Source organism: Polynucleobacter sp. MWH-UH24A, from assembly GCF_018687475.1.
Classification (GTDB): Bacteria; Pseudomonadota; Gammaproteobacteria; order Burkholderiales; family Burkholderiaceae; genus Polynucleobacter.
The window spans coordinates 267705-285274 of the sequence record NZ_CP061292.1; the positions used below are offsets into that span (position 1 = coordinate 267705).

At 40.3% G+C, this 17570-nt stretch carries 19 protein-coding genes; 9 read left to right on the forward strand and 10 right to left on the reverse strand.

What is annotated here, in order from left to right; translation table 11 throughout:
- Window positions 1–71 precede the first annotated feature (71 nt).
- Complete coding sequence (locus ICV32_RS01460; protein WP_215371326.1) at window positions 72–557, forward strand: YajQ family cyclic di-GMP-binding protein; 486 nt, start codon at window positions 72–74, stop codon at window positions 555–557.
- 3 nt (window positions 558–560) lie between these two features.
- On the forward strand, window positions 561–1469 hold the full coding sequence (xerD, locus tag ICV32_RS01465) for a site-specific tyrosine recombinase XerD (RefSeq protein WP_215371328.1): 909 nt from the start codon (window positions 561–563) through the stop codon (window positions 1467–1469).
- A gap of 32 nt (window positions 1470–1501) precedes the next feature.
- Here the strand turns inward: xerD and ICV32_RS01470 are convergent, their stop codons facing one another.
- The 8 genes from ICV32_RS01470 to ICV32_RS01505 are packed head-to-tail and all read right to left on the reverse strand — an operon-like array spanning window position 1502 to window position 10416.
- Window positions 1502–2515 (reverse strand): class II aldolase/adducin family protein, encoded by a 1014-nt coding sequence (locus tag ICV32_RS01470; protein ID WP_215371330.1) that lies wholly within the window; start codon window positions 2513–2515, stop codon window positions 1502–1504.
- Window positions 2496–3251 (reverse strand): HAD family hydrolase, encoded by a 756-nt coding sequence (locus ICV32_RS01475; protein ID WP_251371892.1) that lies wholly within the window; start codon window positions 3249–3251, stop codon window positions 2496–2498. Before ICV32_RS01475 ends, ICV32_RS01470 begins: the two co-directional genes overlap by 20 nt.
- Window positions 3251–5305, reverse strand: a complete 2055-nt coding sequence (locus ICV32_RS01480; protein WP_215371332.1) for a uridine kinase — start codon at window positions 5303–5305, stop codon at window positions 3251–3253. The genes ICV32_RS01475 and ICV32_RS01480 overlap by 1 nt, the downstream gene beginning before the upstream one ends.
- Window positions 5302–5907 (reverse strand): hypothetical protein, encoded by a 606-nt coding sequence (locus ICV32_RS01485; RefSeq protein ID WP_215371334.1) that lies wholly within the window; start codon window positions 5905–5907, stop codon window positions 5302–5304. Before ICV32_RS01485 ends, ICV32_RS01480 begins: the two co-directional genes overlap by 4 nt.
- Entirely contained in the window at window positions 5904–6602 is a 699-nt protein-coding gene (locus ICV32_RS01490; RefSeq protein ID WP_215371336.1) for a glycosyltransferase family 2 protein, read from the reverse strand. The genes ICV32_RS01485 and ICV32_RS01490 overlap by 4 nt, the downstream gene beginning before the upstream one ends.
- Window positions 6603–6611: 9 nt before the next feature.
- Window positions 6612–6998 (reverse strand): GtrA family protein, encoded by a 387-nt coding sequence (locus ICV32_RS01495; RefSeq protein WP_215371338.1) that lies wholly within the window; start codon window positions 6996–6998, stop codon window positions 6612–6614.
- A complete protein-coding gene (locus ICV32_RS01500) occupies window positions 6998–8665 on the reverse strand; it encodes a hypothetical protein (RefSeq protein ID WP_215371340.1) in 1668 nt (555 codons plus the stop codon). Before ICV32_RS01500 ends, ICV32_RS01495 begins: the two co-directional genes overlap by 1 nt.
- Window positions 8666–8667: 2 nt before the next feature.
- Window positions 8668–10416 carry a hypothetical protein gene (locus tag ICV32_RS01505; RefSeq protein ID WP_215371342.1) on the reverse strand — a complete coding sequence of 583 codons (1749 nt, stop codon included), beginning with the start codon at window positions 10414–10416 and terminating at the stop codon, window positions 8668–8670.
- A 167-nt stretch (window positions 10417–10583) separates the two neighbouring features.
- On the opposite strand from ICV32_RS01505, the gene plsY reads away from it, so the two are divergent.
- The 4 genes from plsY (at window position 10584) to ICV32_RS01525 (ending at window position 12864) form a co-directional block, all read left to right on the forward strand.
- Window positions 10584–11204: a glycerol-3-phosphate 1-O-acyltransferase PlsY gene (plsY, locus tag ICV32_RS01510; RefSeq protein ID WP_215371344.1), complete on the forward strand. Its 621-nt coding sequence runs from the start codon at window positions 10584–10586 to the stop codon at window positions 11202–11204.
- Window positions 11205–11236: 32 nt separating this feature from the next.
- Window positions 11237–11626 (forward strand): MAPEG family protein, encoded by a 390-nt coding sequence (locus ICV32_RS01515; RefSeq protein ID WP_215371346.1) that lies wholly within the window; start codon window positions 11237–11239, stop codon window positions 11624–11626.
- Window positions 11627–11665: 39 nt separating this feature from the next.
- Window positions 11666–12409 (forward strand): GTP cyclohydrolase I, encoded by a 744-nt coding sequence (folE, locus tag ICV32_RS01520; protein ID WP_215371348.1) that lies wholly within the window; start codon window positions 11666–11668, stop codon window positions 12407–12409.
- Window positions 12410–12555: 146 nt separating this feature from the next.
- Window positions 12556–12864, forward strand: a complete 309-nt coding sequence (locus tag ICV32_RS01525; RefSeq protein ID WP_215371349.1) for a high-potential iron-sulfur protein — start codon at window positions 12556–12558, stop codon at window positions 12862–12864.
- Between the two features lie 109 nt (window positions 12865–12973).
- On the opposite strand, the gene ICV32_RS01530 is transcribed toward ICV32_RS01525, so the two are convergent.
- Window positions 12974–13411, reverse strand: a complete 438-nt coding sequence (locus tag ICV32_RS01530) for a rubrerythrin family protein (protein WP_108507821.1) — start codon at window positions 13409–13411, stop codon at window positions 12974–12976.
- 254 nt (window positions 13412–13665) lie between these two features.
- Window positions 13666–14085: a hypothetical protein gene (locus tag ICV32_RS01535; protein ID WP_215371351.1), complete on the reverse strand. Its 420-nt coding sequence runs from the start codon at window positions 14083–14085 to the stop codon at window positions 13666–13668.
- A 665-nt stretch (window positions 14086–14750) separates the two neighbouring features.
- Here ICV32_RS01535 and pyrR point away from each other — a divergent pair.
- From pyrR to ICV32_RS01550, 3 genes are all read left to right on the forward strand, one after another.
- Window positions 14751–15263: a bifunctional pyr operon transcriptional regulator/uracil phosphoribosyltransferase PyrR gene (gene pyrR / locus ICV32_RS01540; RefSeq protein ID WP_215371353.1), complete on the forward strand. Its 513-nt coding sequence runs from the start codon at window positions 14751–14753 to the stop codon at window positions 15261–15263.
- Complete coding sequence (locus ICV32_RS01545) at window positions 15260–16210, forward strand: aspartate carbamoyltransferase catalytic subunit (protein WP_215371355.1); 951 nt, start codon at window positions 15260–15262, stop codon at window positions 16208–16210. Before pyrR ends, ICV32_RS01545 begins: the two co-directional genes overlap by 4 nt.
- Before the next feature lie 81 nt (window positions 16211–16291).
- Complete coding sequence (locus ICV32_RS01550; protein WP_251371893.1) at window positions 16292–17569, forward strand: hypothetical protein; 1278 nt, start codon at window positions 16292–16294, stop codon at window positions 17567–17569.
- Window position 17570 lies beyond the last annotated feature (1 nt).

Here is a 17570-nt window from a genome sequence, read left to right on the forward strand (position 1 = left end):
TTGCATGAAGAACGAAATTGGTCTAAAAATAGCAAAACCGTCATGATTACAACATTCGTTTGGAGAGGTAAATGCCGTCATTTGATACTGTGTGCGAACCCAATGTCGTGGAGCTCAAAAATGCTGTCGAGCAAGCCAATAAAGAAATTACAAACCGCTTTGACTTTAAAGGTTCAGACGCGCGCGTCGAGCAAAAAGATAACGAACTCATTTTGTTTGCCGATGATGACTTTAAATTGGGTCAAGTGCGAGACGTACTCTTTAGCAAAATGGCTAAACGCAATGTGGATGTTCGATTTTTAAAAGACGATAAGACCGAGACGATGTCAGGCGATAAGCGTAAGCAAACCATGAAACTTTTAAAAGGCATCGAGCAAGAGCTTGCTAAAAAGATCGTACGCATTATCAAAGACAGCAAAATTAAAGTGCAAGCGAGTATTCAGGGGGATGCGGTGCGCGTGACAGGGGCCAAGCGTGATGATTTGCAGACTGCGATGGCGTTACTGCGAAAAGAAGCGAGCGAAGCTCCTTTGGCGTTTAACAATTTTCGCGACTAATTTGTGGTCTTGGCATCTCAAAACGCGATTGATCAGTTTTGCGATGCCTGTTGGCTCGAAGATGGCCTCTCAAAAAATACGCTAAGTGCCTATCGGCGCGATCTCATTTTATTTGCTACCTGGTTGGGTGAGCAAAAAAATGCCAGCGATCTTTATCGGGTCCAGGAGGCAGATCTCACGGCCTACATGGCAGCAAAGCGAAGCGATAAAGCCACCACAGCCAATCGGCGCCTCACGGTCTTTAAGCGCTTTTATCGCCATGCATTGCGCCTTGGCTATGTTAAAGAAGATCCGTGTGCGAAGTTGCGCGCCGCGAAGCAAGCGCAGCGCTTTCCAAAGGTCTTGAGTGAGGACCAGGTCATTGCGCTACTCAATGCCCCCAATATTGACGAGCCATTGGGGTTGCGTGATCGCACCATGTTCGAGCTGATGTACGCCAGTGGCTTACGCGTCTCAGAAATTGTGTCACTCAAAACCGTATCGTTGGGACTCAATGAAGGGGTCGTGCGCGTGGTCAACGGTAAAGGTGGTAAAGAGCGTATCGTTCCTTTTGGTGGTGAAGCGGGACAGTGGTTGCGTCAATATCTACATGAAGCCCGACCCATCCTCTTAGAGGGAAAAAATTGCCAAGAGGTTTTTGTGGGGCGCCGCACAGGCGCTGGATTAACCCGTCAAGCATTTTGGTTCATCATCAAACACTATGCGAGTCTGGCTGGCATTCAAGTGGCGCTCTCACCCCATACTCTGCGCCATGCGTTTGCTACCCATCTCTTAAACCATGGTGCGGATTTACGGGTTGTACAACTCTTGTTGGGGCATGCCGATATTTCGACCACTCAAATTTATACCCATGTGGCGCGCGAGCGCTTAAAGAAATTACATGAAATTCATCATCCAAGGGGGTGTAGTTAAATCAAATTTCAAAAAGGCGAATTAGACACAATTTACGAATACTGCTGACGAAATTTCTCAGCATCCCAATTCAAAAGATTATTAACCTCTTGCATGCTCAAGGGGTTTAACTCAGAATCAGGGTGTATACGCTGAAGTAAATCAAGATAGCAGCGGAGTTGAATTTTTTGAGTCAAACTAAAGGATGATTTATAAAAAACACCTTTGTCTTTAACAAAAATAAGCTGGGGGGATAGCTTAAGCTTAGTAAAGGCCTTAAATTCTTCGATATTATGAAAAAAAAATGCTTTTGGACCAAGGAAAACTGCGTGATCTGGAAATAAAACCCAATCATCCTTAAGTCGCTTAAACCACTCAGGATTGATAGCCAACATATTAATTTCATAGTCTTCAGGAGGAAAATATTCATCAAAAAAAGAAGAAATGTGAGACCGATTTGTAGAAAAATTTATCTTATGCGAAACTGATTGACAAGCTAAGCGAAGAGAAGAAATTAGATCGTTCATATCCATGATTGATGAAGCACCCAATACCACCCCATGGTTTTGCAAAAAAATACAACGGATATTTTTTTCGTGAATTACAGATGAAATAGTACTCGATAATTCTCCGCCTGGTTGTCGATATGGAATCATAATAATTTCTTCACTCATTAATTCTCTAACTCTATTGAATGCTTCATGCGGTTCTCGTAGAACTAAAAAGGAAAGTGCTTCAATAGGGTGGATATGAACCACAATAGGGTGAGGCAATAATGCATGAAGAACAGTTTCTATTGATGGTCGAAGCGGTGAATCAATCTTTAATTTTGGGCTAACGAAAAATTTTTTTTCTAAAATAGATTTCTTTAGATCATAAAGATCAACCGGAACAAAGATCGATTTATTTTTAGCATGTGCTAACCATGTTCCCGATGCTTTAATCCAAAGCTTATCACCATCTTTCCAAGATACATTTCCTCCGGCACCTTGAACAAGCAAAGGGTTGTTACCAATGGAAACACAAAAAGAAGAAATTTGTTCATGATTAATTGGAGGCATATTCATTTAGTGCTTTAAGTAGCCGGCTTAACTCGATAAAACTATTAAAGTGTGCATCAGGTAATGATTCATTGGAACCAATCTCAACACCCGAATGAATTTTTTGTAACGTAATGGCACCAATAGCATTTTTGGCACCTAAAATATCATTAATTGAATTATCTCCAATCATCCATATACAATCTCCACTAGGATTAATTTTTTTGAGAGCCAATTCAAATATCATTGGATGAGGTTTGTCTAGGCCAACTTCCTCACTTGTTACAATTGCTGTAAAATAACGGTCTAAGCCGAAATAAAGAAGTTTACGAAACTGAATTTGAGCAGTTAGATCTGTAACAATGGCAGATGGAATTCGCAATATCCTTAAATCATCCAAAAATTCTTTTACTCCAGGAAATAATTGAGCATTATTTAAAAAGGTTCTCCAATAAGTTTGTTCTAAATCAAGACATAATAAAGGTTGCGAACCTAATCCCATTAATTCCAACATACGCTGAAAATAAAGTAACCTACTATGTGATGCAGCCGTTTTTTTTAAAGATAATTTAATTTCATTTTTAGCTTGTTTAAAAGTGAAATCAATAGCAGATTCCTTTACCGAATAATCCTTAAACAATTTTTGTTTGATTGCTTTATAAGCAGATTGATGGGCATGATCATATGCATATAATGTATCATCGAGATCGAGTAGAACTGCATCAGGAGCTACAGTAAAGGCTGATGGAAAATTTATTTTCATCAGATGAACCTCTTAGTTAGAGCCTGCTGCATGAAAGAAATTGTAGTAATTTGCATTAATCCGAGAACTCCACCATACCATTTTGGCTCAAAATCAAAGAAATCAAAAATGTTTGGACATAAAATTTTTGCAGCCATTGCTATATCGTCAGCTTGACAGTCACCATCAATAATAAGAATTACTTCAGAATTTATAGGATTAAGTTCTATTTCTACATGAAGCCCACAAATAGCAACTAAAATTCGTTTTAATGAAAGTTCATTGAGTCCCTGACGTGAGCGAATAATTAACTTTAAATGAAGTAAATTTGGATCAACTTGTTCATCTAACTCAGATATTTTTGCAGGTTGAACAGAGAATATAAGATCTGCAAAATGAGCTTGAGGGTGAATAAAACGTGATGAATCGACTCTTCGCTCTTCAAGCTTTTTCATAACATGATCTGCAGAATAACCTCGTTCTTTAATATCACGCAAAACTTTTAGGTAGCAACGTAATTCTTCATTAATATCTAAATAAATAGAAAGGTCATAACACGAGCGTAGTAGTGGAAGATATAAAGCATGCAAACCACTGGAGATAATCAAATCTTTACTAGGCAAATTAATTGGCTCACCACTTAAACCTGTTGAATGATCATAATGTCGGATACGAATAGTTTTTCCATCTATTAGAGAAACCAGATCATTAGTAAAACTTTCCAGATCATTAGCCGAGGGGTTAATGTGGGTCAGCATATTCCACATTGGTTGCTTGCGATCCCACAAGTGATAATCATCACCAGAAAGATGGGTAGTCGAGTGCTTACCAAATAAATCAGTAATAATATTTGCGAAAGTATCTTTACCAGACCCAGAATCACCAGCTATTCCAATCACAAACGGTTTTCGGCTTAGACGAAAAAAATCATTACGTACAATATTATTTTTCCAAATACGAATGATTAAAATAATACTTATTGAAACTAGTGCAGTGTAAGCAAAAGAACTTAAATGATTGTATGTCCCAAGACTAATATTAAAATTATTACTCGCTAATAGATGGTGAATTAATCCAACGTCATAGCTTGATAGAAAGAAACTAATACAAATAATATATAAAATTATAAAAATATTACTAATACTCATTGCAAAGCGATCATTACTTAGTTGATAACTAATTAATAAGGGAACTACCCAAACAAACCATCCCGGTGATGCAGGTATTAGAAGGACAAAAACTAAAAAAACTATTCCCAAAAAATTATAGAATAGTTCAAAATTCACACGTTTAATTTGCCATGCTAAGTAAAGCAACAATAAATATAGCAGTGGAAAAAGGTAAAGCTCATTATCCTTAAGAACTGGAATACTAAGCTGGTAAATCTTTGTAACTTCAGGATTTGTAAGCACCATTTGGATGCCGGCGATAGAAAAGAGAAAGGGTAGCAGGATGCTTATAAAAGCTAAAATAAATCCAAATAAAAACTGAGAAAATTTTTGAAAAATTGAACGATTATGTAAGAAGTAAATTAAAAAAAAAGGTAATGTGAGGAACATACTTAATTTTGCGGAAATTGCTGCAACTAAAAAAACACCACTAAATATAAATTGATTAATCTTAATCAGATATATAGACAAAATTAAAAAACAGATTGGAATTAAATCGTTATAACCGAGAACATATATCGCAATTAAGATAATTGGCGAGAGCCAGTAAATGGCTATCAGCTTATTTCTTTTATTTGAAAATAATTTATCTAGGGTTAATAATAAAATTAAGTCTGCAAAAATAATAGCTGCACCATACCCATATGAAATTGGAATGAATATAAATTTAGCAAGAATGATCCAGGGCAAAAAAAAGAGCCACATGGCATAGCCGTAAGGAAATGCTCGATAATCACCTAAACTATTAAGCCAGCTTGCCCAGGGATCTATGGATAGATTCTCGATACTAAATTCAAAAAAAGGGATGTACCAATCATTAATAGGAGCTGCTGGTATGAAAATAAGAAGCGCAATACGGGTCGCTAGGCCAAACAAAAACAGTGGATTTAAAAGCCAAATTTTCATATTCCAAAACCTTCAGATTCCCAGCGTTCTGGCTCTTTTGTGCATATAGCGGCTGGTGTAATTCTTTCTTGACGAAGCTCTGAAGCTAGCTTTGGAATTGCGACATTAGAAATAAAACCTTGTAATTCAGGGGAAACGATACAAAGACGAAAACCAGCAGATTCTAATTGTTCCGCCATAAATCTAGAAAGTGGAAAATAAGTAAAGTAGTCAACCCATATCCAGTCAATTTGATGTGAAAGAGATAGTGCTGTCTCAATTGATTCAAATTCGGAGACACGCAAGGCGCAACGACGTTCGCCTAATTTAGCAAATTTAATTAAAAAAGGAAATGATTGATCTAAAAAAAAGAAATCATTAATTTTGAATTTTCGCATCAGGCAAAGTAGGGCCTCTTCGAGACCTTCTTCTTTTACATTCAGTATTAGGGTTTGATGCTCGAAATGTTTTAACCAATCCTCCAATTTTTCCCCAGATTTAAGAGGGTCATGTTGTAAAATTAATTCATTATTGAATGTGCGGATATCAACTTCAACCCCATATTTTTTTGGGGTATTGATGAGTAACTCAATACTATTTCGTCGATGAGCAATTATTTTCATTGATTAAGAGAACGTCTTAATTTAAAGCTAAATTGAATGGTACGTTTAATAAATTTCCATTTGCCCTGCCAATTAATATTCCAGTGAGAATTACCATGGATACGCTTACCAAACTCTACAGGAATGCGATGAATCGTTAGATTTGACTCTTTCGCCTTAAAGTAGACGTAAAGATCCAGTGAGAAATCGTGAGGTGGCTGAACCCATTTTTCATAAAATGAGCGTGGGAATAAATTGGGTTGAGCATTGATATCCCAAAAAAACCTTCTTAGTAAAAGTATTTCAAAAATACTCATGCCAACTGTAAAAAAATTATCTGTAAAGGGTCGATGTTTTCTTTGGCCTTTAACATAAATTAAATTGCCATATCGTTCAAACAAAGGTAACGCCTTTAAAAGATCTTTCGGGTCTGTTTGTAAATCAGCATGTGTCCATCCGAGCAACTCACCGCGTGCTTCACGAAGCCCCATCAAAATACCGTAACCATATCCAAGATTGATCGGAACTCGTATGCTCTTGCACCATCGATACTGGGACATAAGTTTTTCTAAGACTGTTGCACTGTCATCAGTAGAGCCGTTGTCAACTAAAATAATTTCAATATCACCACGCTCGCCCAAGATTTGGCAACGATCGAGCAATAGAGGTAGATTGGTCCCCTCGTTGTAACAAGGAATAATCAAAGAAAGTTTCATATACACATTCTAAAGGTGTTTAAAAACATACCATTTCATACCAACATAATTACTAATTGCTGAAAACAGTGTAGCAAGCATAAAGGCAAAAAAAATTGAGCCTACCTCAAATTTAAAAAGAATAAGCAGAGCATCATTACTCAGTACATTAATTACCAAACCAATTGCATAAACTAGTACGAAGCGAAAGCTGCTTCCGGTTCGCATTTTTGGGTTTTGGAAGGTCCAGAACCGATTGGCAAAATATGCAAATAAAGTTCCGAAGATAAATCCTATTGCCTTTGAGGAGCTAGTTCCTAAAAAAGTGAGCAAGAGCATGGATTGGTAGATAGCAAAATCTATACCTGTCGCCAAAAGGCCAACAAGTAAGAAAGTTAGCACTTCTCGAATGGGCATTACTGGAGCGGTATAGCAGGTAAGATTGCTTGATAGTGGGATGTAAGTTCGGCTACTTTATGACTTGGAATGTGTGCATCGAGTTTGAGCTCATATGGGTGTAGAGCCCATTTGCTGAAGCAGGATTGCCAATACTCAAAGGTCCTAAGTTCATTGGGCGTACCCCAAGAAATATATGCATCTATCTCAAAAACAACGCAACGTAGACCCATAGCAATGGCATCATTTATACAGGAGTCTAAGTAAAATTCGCCATTAATAAGTCCATTACGTTCAATAAGATGAGTTATTGCTCTCTGAGCATCACCTGCACGTTTAAAGGTAAATGTCCCGATCACAATGGGATCGCTACGGGGGTTGGCGAGAGGTTGTTTTACAGAAATTTTCTGGATCAGGCCCATATCATCTACATCAATCCAACCAAACATGTGCGGATGTCGAACAGCGTTCGGATGGCCGCGAACTCCCCAGACAATCACATCGATCATTGGATCGTTTAACATGGAAAGATATTTTTCTGCATTAAAGAGAACGCCGTTATCACAGGCACTAAACAGTATTGGCGAGTGTGCATTAATACGCTTTGCATCACACAGCGCCTTCAGGCCGATTTCAGCGGTACAAGCTTGTCCTTGAGTAATATTATCAACCATTGGAATGAGTGCGTTCGGGTATTTCCTTAGTAACTCCTCGCAAACTGATTCAACACCAGGCATATCAGATCGTAAAATAAAACAGCGTTCTTGAGTATTTGGCAGGTCGTTGATAGCCTGAATAGCCATCGACTGACCGGAGACTGAGATTAGAGGTTTGGTATGGGCATAGCCCTCATCTGAAAATCGTTTTCCAAGGCCGGCTATCGGAATTATCGTAGCACCACCAACCTCATTTTTTTTAAATGGAGATATTAAACGCCTAAAAACATAAGACCAATGTTGATACTCAACTAAGTCCTCAGGTGTGCCCCATTGCATGAAGTGCTGAATAGGATAAACCGCTACATGTTTTCCTTGGCCAATAAGAAGATTGTAAGAAAGACTTACATAAAATTCACCACCAATACTTAAATCATTAGCAATCACATTTTTAAAAGCGTCATGCATAAGCTGTGCGCTTGAAAAGTAATAAGTTCCAGTTGAAGCATATTCATCCATTCGATTTAAGGTGAATGGTTTTTTTTCTTGAATGGCGCTAACCCAACCTGCATTTTCTTTAAGGTATGCATAATTGGTAGTTCCAAGGCAATGAGGATGAAAACCTTTATAGGCAGGAATAGCACCGTCACATTGAGAGGTAATTACAAAATTTTTAAAATGCGCCCAATCCCAATAACAACTAAAGTCACAATAATTCACAATTACAGGTTCATTATGGTTAAGTTGATCAATCACCTGCATGACGGCATATATTGGGCCTAATTTATGAGGTGCTATGCCGATAATTTTCCCGGTTGGGCAGAGCGATAAGAGAGTATCACGCATTTGAAAATTAGAGTTGTCAAGATGATCCTGATTGCAAATAAAAAGGAAATTTGTCTCACCCGGAAAAAGATCGACAACATAAGAAATAACAGGACGACCATCAACATTAATAAGTGGCTTCGGAACTAAATAGCCTGATTGCCGAAAACGCTCACCAAATCCCGACATAGGAATTACAATTTGCATGATTATTTTAACTCCATAGTTGGTAATTGAATCTCAAAGGTCTGTAAAAATAACGAATTTGAACCATTTTTCGTGCGATTGCTCAAGTCAATTTCTATAGTAGATCTTTGAATTAGTATGTCAGAAATTTTTTTTACCTGAATAGTTTTATTTTGGATATTTTCATGTGGAAAACAACTAATTAAAACTTTTTGGAAATAATCAGTCAAAGAAATGGGTCCACCATCATAAAAATTTTTTACTAATGGCGCACCCTGATTATTTAAAAGAACTCTTTTACTATACCAAAAAATTATGAATTTTTTTGGGAGATTGTTACTGGATAAATAAGGATAATCCTTGCAAATTGGATTAGGTCTATAACGAAAAATTGTTATATTTGATAGCTCAGTTAAAAAAAAAGGTTCTACATCAAATTCATCTACAAGAATTTCAGTAGCTCCACTATTTTGAAAAAGAAGTGGAATATTGAAAACTTGAATTAAATCTTTGCGCTTTTCTTCGAAAGATGAAAACATGAGGATCGAGAAGCAAGCATAAATCAGGGTTGTTGGGATCAAAAAGATATAAAATATGAGATTATTAATTTTAGCTTTAATAAAAATTAAACCATATCCTATTAATATCAAAATTATTGGTAGAAAGAATAAAAAATGTCTTGTGGGAGAATAAGAAAGTTTTCCTAAAAAAATCAATGTAAAGTAAAGTAAAATATAAAAGAATATAGTGTAGAAATATATTTTATAGTCATACTGATTACGTTTCTGATACAAATAAAAAAAACCTAAAAGACAAACTAATAAGAGGCTCGCTCCAAAAAAATTTGCTGCTTGCATTGACTCAAATTCAATAGCACTTAAAATAGAGTAAAAATTATAACTAGATTCATAAAATACAAGTTTAAAGAAAGTACTAATTCTATTAAAAAAATCTGTTGATGTGATGATGAATTCGGCGTTGGGCCCGGCGTTCCAATTAATTCCGGAGTTGTAGCGAATAATAATTATCGCACCCGTTAACCCCAAGCTGATGATAAAAAAGGCCCATAGAAAAAAATATTTTTTTATTCTCTCATTAAAATTTTGCCTGTTTAAATGAATTAAGGCTGTTGCAAGCAAACCAGCAGATACAAGGAATATTGCTTGATATTGCATAGTTACAGATAAAGCAAGAATTAATCCGTTATAAAAAAGCTGTTTTTTTGAAAAGGAGAAAAAATTTTGAGTTCGCACAATACCGTAAATAGCACAAACATTTGAAAGAATACCAATAGCATAAGAATGCATTTGTGATGCCATAATTCGTTGTTCGAGGGAGAATGCAGCAATTAGAATCAAGATAAAGGGAATTAACTTTTCATCCTTTAAGCCGGGCAATTTCTTTTGGATAAATACGAGGAAAAGTATAATTCCTAATATGTGGAAGATAAAAGAAGGAAGTCTGCCCTGTAATTTTGTTTCAATGTAGCTATATGAATTTTCTGGTTTTAAAAACGCCTGTGTAAACCAAAACTGAAATGGTGCATATGTAAAATTTCTCGGAATTACTGTATAAATGTAGGCATAATAATAAAGCTTGCAAAAACGTTCTCTATTTTCACCCGTTATTTTATAGATGACTATACCAGCAGGCTTGGACATATTGCTAGAACAAGCCCTATTAAAAAAATCTTCTTTGGTAAATCTATATGCTACTGATATGTCATCAATGTGAGTAAAGTGATTTTGAATAAGCCTATAAGTCTGGCTCAAAGAAATGAAGATGAAAATACTAAAAAAAACTTTTGTCACTAGATATAGATTTTTTTGAAACATAAATTGATCACCATTTAAACCAAAGTTGAAATTTAATCTTCAGTTGATAAATTTTTAATAATTATTTTTCTAATTTCACTTAAATAATTTGCTGGTATTGACTCATGGAACCAATAATAATAATAGTTTTTTTATTGATTGTAATTGCCTATTTTTTAGGTTCAATCTCTTTTGCTGTAATAGTAAGTAAGATGATGGGTTTGCCGGACCCCTATACCCATGGTTCTAAAAATCCAGGGGCGACCAATGTCTTGCGCACTGGCAATAAAGTGGCCGCTGCGCTCACCTTGATTGGCGATGCTGCCAAAGGGTGGTTGGCAGTGACCCTTGCACGCGAAGTCTTGGGGGGGCCCAGCCAGGAAAGCGTCAACATTCTCTTGGGGCTGGTAGCGATCGCTGTCTTTATCGGACATCTCTATCCGATCTTTCATCGCTTTAAAGGGGGTAAGGGTGTGGCCACAGCCGCAGGGATCTTATTTGCGATTAATTGGGTCTTGGGCTTGGCCACCTTAGGAACCTGGCTCATTGTGGCAGTCTTTATGCGCTATTCGTCTTTAGCCGCCTTATGTGCCGCAGTCTTTGCACCGATTTATTTCACCTTTCTCTTTGGCGCACAGCCCATGGGGTTAGCCATTGTCGCGATGAGTGCACTTCTCATTTATCGGCATCGCAGTAATATCCGAAATCTTCTTAATGGCACGGAAACGCGCCTGAGTAAAAAGTAGTGAATTAAACATAACGGAGCAGGTAATCAATTATGACCATCGCCATCGTTTGTGTCATCCTTACCGGTTTTTTACCCATCATTGCAGCGGGCATTGCCAAATTTGGTCCCACCGAGAATGCTGTAAGCGATCCCTATGACAACAATCAGCCGCGCGCGTGGCTTGCCAAACAAACGGGATTGCGCGCGCGTGCGAACTCGGCGCAAGCCAATACCTTTGAATCCTTACCTTTTTTCTATGTGGCGATTGCAATCACAATTATCTTGCAAGCGCCTCAAGCACGCATCGATGTGTTGGCGATTGCTTACCTTTTAGCCCGCGTAGCCTATATTGTTTGCTATGTGATGGATTGGGCGAACCTCCGTACCTTCGTGTGGTTCATTGGATTTGCGTGTACAGTAGCCTTATTCTTTCAAATTTAGGTCAGTGCCTAATAATTCAAGTCACTTCTCAAATTATTCATGCCGCGCACCACAAAACTAACGCCATCCAAAGTAAATACCAAAACGACCGCCTGCAAGAGCGAAGAGGGCGTGCCACTCTCGCAAGTGATTCGTAAACGAATTCAAGCAAAGAAAGCACGCTTTCATGCGAACGACAATATTTCGCAGTTCATTGAACCCGGTGAGATTGATGGCTTAATTGATGAAGTGGCGGGGAAGTTGCAAGGGGTGCTTGAGAGTCTCGTGATTGATACGCAGAGTGATCACAATACGCGCGGTACTGCCTATCGTGTGGCTAAGATGTATGTCAATGAAGTATTTACAGGACGCTATACCCCACAGCCAAATCTCACCAAGTTTCCGAACATTACTCGTCTCAATGAGCTCATGATCATTGGACCGATTGCAGTCAAGAGCGCATGCTCGCATCATCTGTGTCCGATCATGGGGCGCGTGTGGATTGGAGTCTTGCCCGATAAGCAAACGGCGCTGATTGGTTTATCCAAGTACGCCCGCATTACCGAGTGGGTGATGTGCCGGCCACAGATTCAGGAGGAGGCGGTGGTGGAGCTCGCTAATATCTTGGAAGAGAAAATGAAGCCCACGGGACTCGCGCTCGTCATGGAAGCCGATCACTTTTGTATGCAATGGCGTGGTGTGAAGGATCTCAATTCCAAGATGGTCAATAGCGTGATGCGTGGCTCATTTTTAAAAGACGCCAATTTGCGGCGCGAGTTCTTGGCGCTCATGGACAAGCAGTAGGGCAAGTAATAGCAACCACCCCGAATGATTTGAGAATCATTCTCAACTAAAAAATCAATTAAATCAGTAGCTTATAAAACACTACGAAGAGTATTGATTTATGTTTTAAGATCCGACTTGCAGTTTTTTTTCAACACGGAGAATCCATGAAAAACACACGTCGTCAATTTTTGATCATGTCTGCTGCCGGTGCAGCTACATTGTCACTCAATAATTTGGCTCAAGCTCAAGCCATGGTTGCTGAGACTGATCCCCAAGCGCAAGCCTTGGGTTACAAAGCAGATACTACTAAAGTAGATACTAAGAAGTATCCTAAGCATGCGAACACCCAACGTTGCGACAATTGCGCTCTGTACCAAGCCAAAGCTGGTGCTGCTGCAGGTGGTTGCAGCCTTTTTGCTGGTAAGCAAGTGGCTGCGGCGGGCTGGTGTTCCGCTTGGGCAAAGAAGGGCTAATCGCCTAACTTACCAAGAGCTTCAACATCTTCGCGATATTGAAGCAAATAAAAATGGCGCTCAATTGAGCGCCATTTTCTTTTCCTAAGAAACTACCAATTAGGAATAATTAGGAATTTGCCAAGTGTGCTTCGAGCGTCTTGGTGAACTTGTTGGCGTGGCTACGCTCAGCCTTCGCTAAAGTCTCAAACCAATCAGCGATCTCGTCAAAGCCTTCTTCGCGAGCAGTTTTGGCCATACCTGGATACATATCGGTGTACTCATGGGTCTCACCAGCAATCGCTGCCTGGAGAGCTTCGGCAACGGTCTTGGCAGGCATACCAGTTCCTGGCTCGCCAGCGCCACCATTGATCAAATACTCCATATGACCGTGAGCGTGACCGGTCTCACCTTCGGCGGTGGAGCGGAAAACCGCTGCCACATCGTTTGCACCAGCAATGTCAGCCTGGTTCGCGAAGTACAAATAACGACGGTTGGCTTGGGACTCACCCGCAAATGCTTCCTTTAACGACTGTTCAGTCTTAGTACCTTTTACCGACTTAGCCATATAAATCTCCTTTAGAATGAATGGGTTATAAATTGAGAGGCAGTGATGGGAAAGGTTTTCCCAGCACTAATCCACGTTTTAATTATCAGAAATTTTGGTGACCGTTTCATCGTATTTTTGTATAGATCCAATAGGAAAAAACTAGTGATTTCCTTTATGGATAGTTAAATTTAATTAACTAATAGGATAGGCACTTTGCCGCCTTATCATTCGGGTTTGGAGATTGAGTTCCTGTGCTCGATAACAACATCGCACTAAATTTTTTCAAAGATTGCAAAACCATTCCTAACTTTTGGATTGTGCGTGATTAAACGATAGCGAAGGTCTTTTTCCAAGATTCGCATAGCTTTAAAACACTTAAACGTTTCCGTATCGTCAAGAGCAATAACCTTTGCGCCAATCACAAACGATAGTTCACGTTCGCCAGTAAACTCAGAGCCGTCAATTAAAACCATATCAAATTGATTGATATTTTGACTAGTTTGAATGTATTGGATACCGTTGATGCAAGCAAAATTACTTTGTAAATAATGAAGATCTTGGCGATACCAGCCAAGGATGGTATCCACGGGGTAATGATTTAAATTAGTTTTGTGGGTTTTATAAAAATCAATAATTTCACTCTCAGCAGGAAATTCCTCGGGACTAATTGAGCTTAGATTAAAGGGTTTCACAAAATGATCATTAGAGTAAGTCAATCGCAGCTGCTCAAATCGAGGCTTGCTAATTTCCATACAAAATAACGAGCACAAGTCTTTGTCTTGTCTTGTGCGGATCGCACTAACAAATGCCTCGGTGCTTCCTTGACCGCTAGAAGAGCCAATTTCTAGGAAGGTTTTTAAAGTTGGGCTGGCAGCGTATTTTTTTAACTCATCTTAAAAGGGATCATCTTTAATCTCGGGGCCAATAACATCGTTTAGAGTTTTAGATGATTTTTTTGCTTGAATAGCTTTTTTATAAATTTCATGATGAGGTTATCCCGTACTTGGTAAACAAATTTTACCAATGGACCGCCACTCTTCATCAGATTTGGCATTAAAAACTATTTGGAATGAAATAAATACGAATCACTTCATCATTGCCTACTCATAAGAGCTGAGTAGGGCCATGAGGTATCCTCAATTTTGCCTTTTACCCCTCATCTGGATTGATTTTAAGAATAAATCTGCAAGTGGATAATTGGTTGATTACGGGAGACATTGATTAGCTCAATAAATAGTCTGAAGTAATACAATGACTTGGGAGATAATTACATATCAACTTGCACCTGGTATTTTGTTTGGGTTGGGACTCAAGATGAAATTATTGATTAAGAAGAGCGCTATAGAAAATTAGAAATATGGATGCCGAGCGGCTATATCAAGCGTTGCAAAATCATCTCCGAAAGGATTTGTTGGCAAACCCAAAGATCCAAATTGCGGGGCTGGCTATTGGTGGCGCGTGGATCGCCAAGCGTTTAGCGCATGACTTAGGGCTTTCTGACTTCGGGGTGATAAATGTTGCCTTTCATCGAGATGATTACGCTGAAAAAGGGTTGGCAGCGATTCGATCGGCTGACACTATGGCAACGCATCTACCCTTTGAGGTGACTGGCGCTCAAATCGTGCTCATCGATGACGTGCTCTTTACTGGAAGAACCGTGCGCGCAGCGCTCAACGAACTCTTTGATTTTGGAAGGCCCGCAGCAGTTGAACTCATGGTGCTCGCTGATCGGGGTCGGCGGGAGTTACCGATCGCTGCTGATTTTGTCGGTGAGCATATCCAATTACCAGACACTCAAATCCTGGCTTTGGAAAAAGTAACCAAGGGCAAGCACGAACTCTTTCGCTTCGTTCTCGAGGAGCGGGCATGACCATGCAAACGAATTCTGCCGGAGAGCTCACCCATTTACTTACGCTCGAAGGTATGCCCAAAGAGCAGATCATCCATATTTTGGATACTGCTCAACAGTTTGTAAGCATCACCGACCCTGCACGCGAAGTTAAAAAAGTTCCACTCCTGAGGGGTAAGAGTGTGTTTAACCTCTTTTTTGAGAACTCCACCCGCACTCGCACTACTTTTGAGATTGCTGCCAAGCGTCTCTCAGCGGATGTGATTAATCTCGATATCTCGACCTCATCAACCGCCAAGGGCGAGAGCCTCATGGATACGATCGATAATCTAATTGCGATGCAGGCCGATATTTTTGTGGTGCGCCATAGTGTCTCGCGCGCTCCGATTGAGATTGCGAATCACGTACCACCTTATGTGCATGTGATTAATGCCGGCGATGGAAGCCATCAGCATCCCACGCAGGGCTTACTCGATATGTATACCATGCGCCACTTTAAGAAGGACTTCACCAAACTCAAGGTGGCGATTGTGGGGGATATTGTGCACAGCCGCGTCGCGAAATCGAATATTCATGCGCTAACTGCTTTGGGTTGCACTGACATCCGCGCGATTGGTCCCGAGAGTTTGCTCCCCAATGATTTGAATTTATTGGGTGTGAAAGTATTTCACAGCATGGAGGAGGGCCTGCGCGGCGTCGATGTGGTGATGACCCTACGCATTCAAAAAGAGCGGATGGAAGCCGGTAAGGTTCCAGAGGGCGCTGCATTTTTTGCTCAGTTTGGACTCACCTCCGCGCGCTTGGCGCTGGCCAAGCCTGATGCGATTGTGATGCACCCCGGCCCCATGAATCGGGGTGTTGAAATTGATTCGGCGGTAGCCGATGGCGCTCAATCGGTGATTTTGAAGCAAGTCACCTTTGGGATTGCGGTTCGCATGGCTGTAATGTCGATTGTGGCGGGTAATTAAATTCAAACGCGGACAGTGTTGGCTCCATTACCTCGAATCACCACAAAGAATCGGTGGTTGATTTTGTCCCATGCCTTCAATATGGATGGTCGTGCGGCAAGCCTTACGATCACCGATAAGATCCCTTATTTTTTAGAGGCTGGGGTGCAACCGATTGTGCTGAGCGCCATCACCGGCATGAAAGACAACCGCTTTCCTCATTATCAATTCTTAGCCTGGGGGCCGTCGGCCTTTCGCTTTGATTTTCGGCATTGGATTGCGAACCAATACGGGCGGGGGTGGTTTTATAAATTCACAACTCGTACCGTCTCGGTTCTCTTAGCCCCCTTTATTGCGATTGAAAAAATTATCTTGGGCTATTCCAGCCAATGGTCGTGGGCAATCCCTGCGTTTTTACGTGGCTATTGGCTCATTAAATCAGGCAAGGTCGATGTGATCTATTCCATTGGTAGCGCGTGGTCAGCACATCTAGCAGGGGTTTGGTTAAAGCGAACCACGGGCTTACCACTGATTTCTGAGGTGCACGATCCAATGGTGATTCGGAAAAATCCTGATGATCTGGGACTTGAAAAGCCGAAAAATCGCGATGCCCGTTTTCGGCACTATTTAGAAAAACAGTTGTGTAAATACTCCGATTATGTATGGTGGTTTACGGACGGGGCTTTGCATTACGCAAAGGCGCGTAATCCGAATTTAAACACGCCTGGCAATGCGCAAGGATTTGTGGTGATGCCGGGCGCTAATCCTCCTATTGAGGATGGAAGGCAGCCTCACCGCTATGGCAAATATTTGAATTTATGCCACTTCGGTTCGTTGGCGAATGATCGTTCCCTCTCCATGATTTTGCGAGCAGCACACACCTTAATTGGCAAATATCCTGAAGCGCGAGAGTTTATCCGTATCCATGCTTTTGGCGCACCCTTGGATGCCTTGACCTTAGAGGCGATTAAGCGGTATGACTATCCCGATCTTCTGATCGCGCATGGAAGGCTCGAATACAACCCGACAACAGGTCAATCGGGTCGTGAGCAAGTTGCGCAAAAGATGCAAGAGGCTGATGTTCTGATTTTATTGGTTGGTAATGACGAGTGGTGCGCGGAGTATATTCCCTCAAAGTTTTACGATTATTTGTGGGCAGGCCGACCCATTTGGGGGATTACACATCGCAATCCTCAGCTCGACCAAATGTTGCAAGAGCGGGGCTCCTATCTAAGCGCTGATGGAGACGAGAGCGGGATTGCAAAGACACTCGAGCGGATTTGGTTGGATTGGAACCACAAACAACTTATTAACCCTGTTTACAATCCAATTGGAGTTGATCAAGCAGTAAGGACCATTTTTCATCACCTTCACATTTAAG

What these genes read in the sequence shown, in the direction of transcription:
- plsY (WP_215371344.1), top strand. Translation starts at nt 10,584, where the DNA reads ATGGAACCAATAATAATAATAGTTTTTTTATTGATTGTAATTGCCTAT.
- ICV32_RS01530 (WP_108507821.1), bottom strand. Translation starts at nt 13,411, where the DNA reads ATGGCTAAGTCGGTAAAAGGTACTAAGACTGAACAGTCGTTAAAGGAA.
- ICV32_RS01490 (WP_215371336.1), bottom strand. Translation starts at nt 6,602, where the DNA reads ATGAAACTTTCTTTGATTATTCCTTGTTACAACGAGGGGACCAATCTA.
- ICV32_RS01495 (WP_215371338.1), bottom strand. Translation starts at nt 6,998, where the DNA reads ATGCCCATTCGAGAAGTGCTAACTTTCTTACTTGTTGGCCTTTTGGCG.
- ICV32_RS01475 (WP_251371892.1), bottom strand. Translation starts at nt 3,251, where the DNA reads ATGAAAATAAATTTTCCATCAGCCTTTACTGTAGCTCCTGATGCAGTT.
- ICV32_RS01550 (WP_251371893.1), top strand. Translation starts at nt 16,292, where the DNA reads ATGGATGGTCGTGCGGCAAGCCTTACGATCACCGATAAGATCCCTTAT.
- ICV32_RS01515 (WP_215371346.1), top strand. Translation starts at nt 11,237, where the DNA reads ATGACCATCGCCATCGTTTGTGTCATCCTTACCGGTTTTTTACCCATC.
- ICV32_RS01480 (WP_215371332.1), bottom strand. Translation starts at nt 5,305, where the DNA reads ATGAAAATTTGGCTTTTAAATCCACTGTTTTTGTTTGGCCTAGCGACC.
- ICV32_RS01485 (WP_215371334.1), bottom strand. Translation starts at nt 5,907, where the DNA reads ATGAAAATAATTGCTCATCGACGAAATAGTATTGAGTTACTCATCAAT.
- ICV32_RS01460 (WP_215371326.1), top strand. Translation starts at nt 72, where the DNA reads ATGCCGTCATTTGATACTGTGTGCGAACCCAATGTCGTGGAGCTCAAA.
- ICV32_RS01500 (WP_215371340.1), bottom strand. Translation starts at nt 8,665, where the DNA reads ATGCAAATTGTAATTCCTATGTCGGGATTTGGTGAGCGTTTTCGGCAA.
- folE (WP_215371348.1), top strand. Translation starts at nt 11,666, where the DNA reads ATGCCGCGCACCACAAAACTAACGCCATCCAAAGTAAATACCAAAACG.
- pyrR (WP_215371353.1), top strand. Translation starts at nt 14,751, where the DNA reads ATGGATGCCGAGCGGCTATATCAAGCGTTGCAAAATCATCTCCGAAAG.
- ICV32_RS01525 (WP_215371349.1), top strand. Translation starts at nt 12,556, where the DNA reads ATGAAAAACACACGTCGTCAATTTTTGATCATGTCTGCTGCCGGTGCA.
- ICV32_RS01545 (WP_215371355.1), top strand. Translation starts at nt 15,260, where the DNA reads ATGACCATGCAAACGAATTCTGCCGGAGAGCTCACCCATTTACTTACG.
- ICV32_RS01470 (WP_215371330.1), bottom strand. Translation starts at nt 2,515, where the DNA reads ATGAATATGCCTCCAATTAATCATGAACAAATTTCTTCTTTTTGTGTT.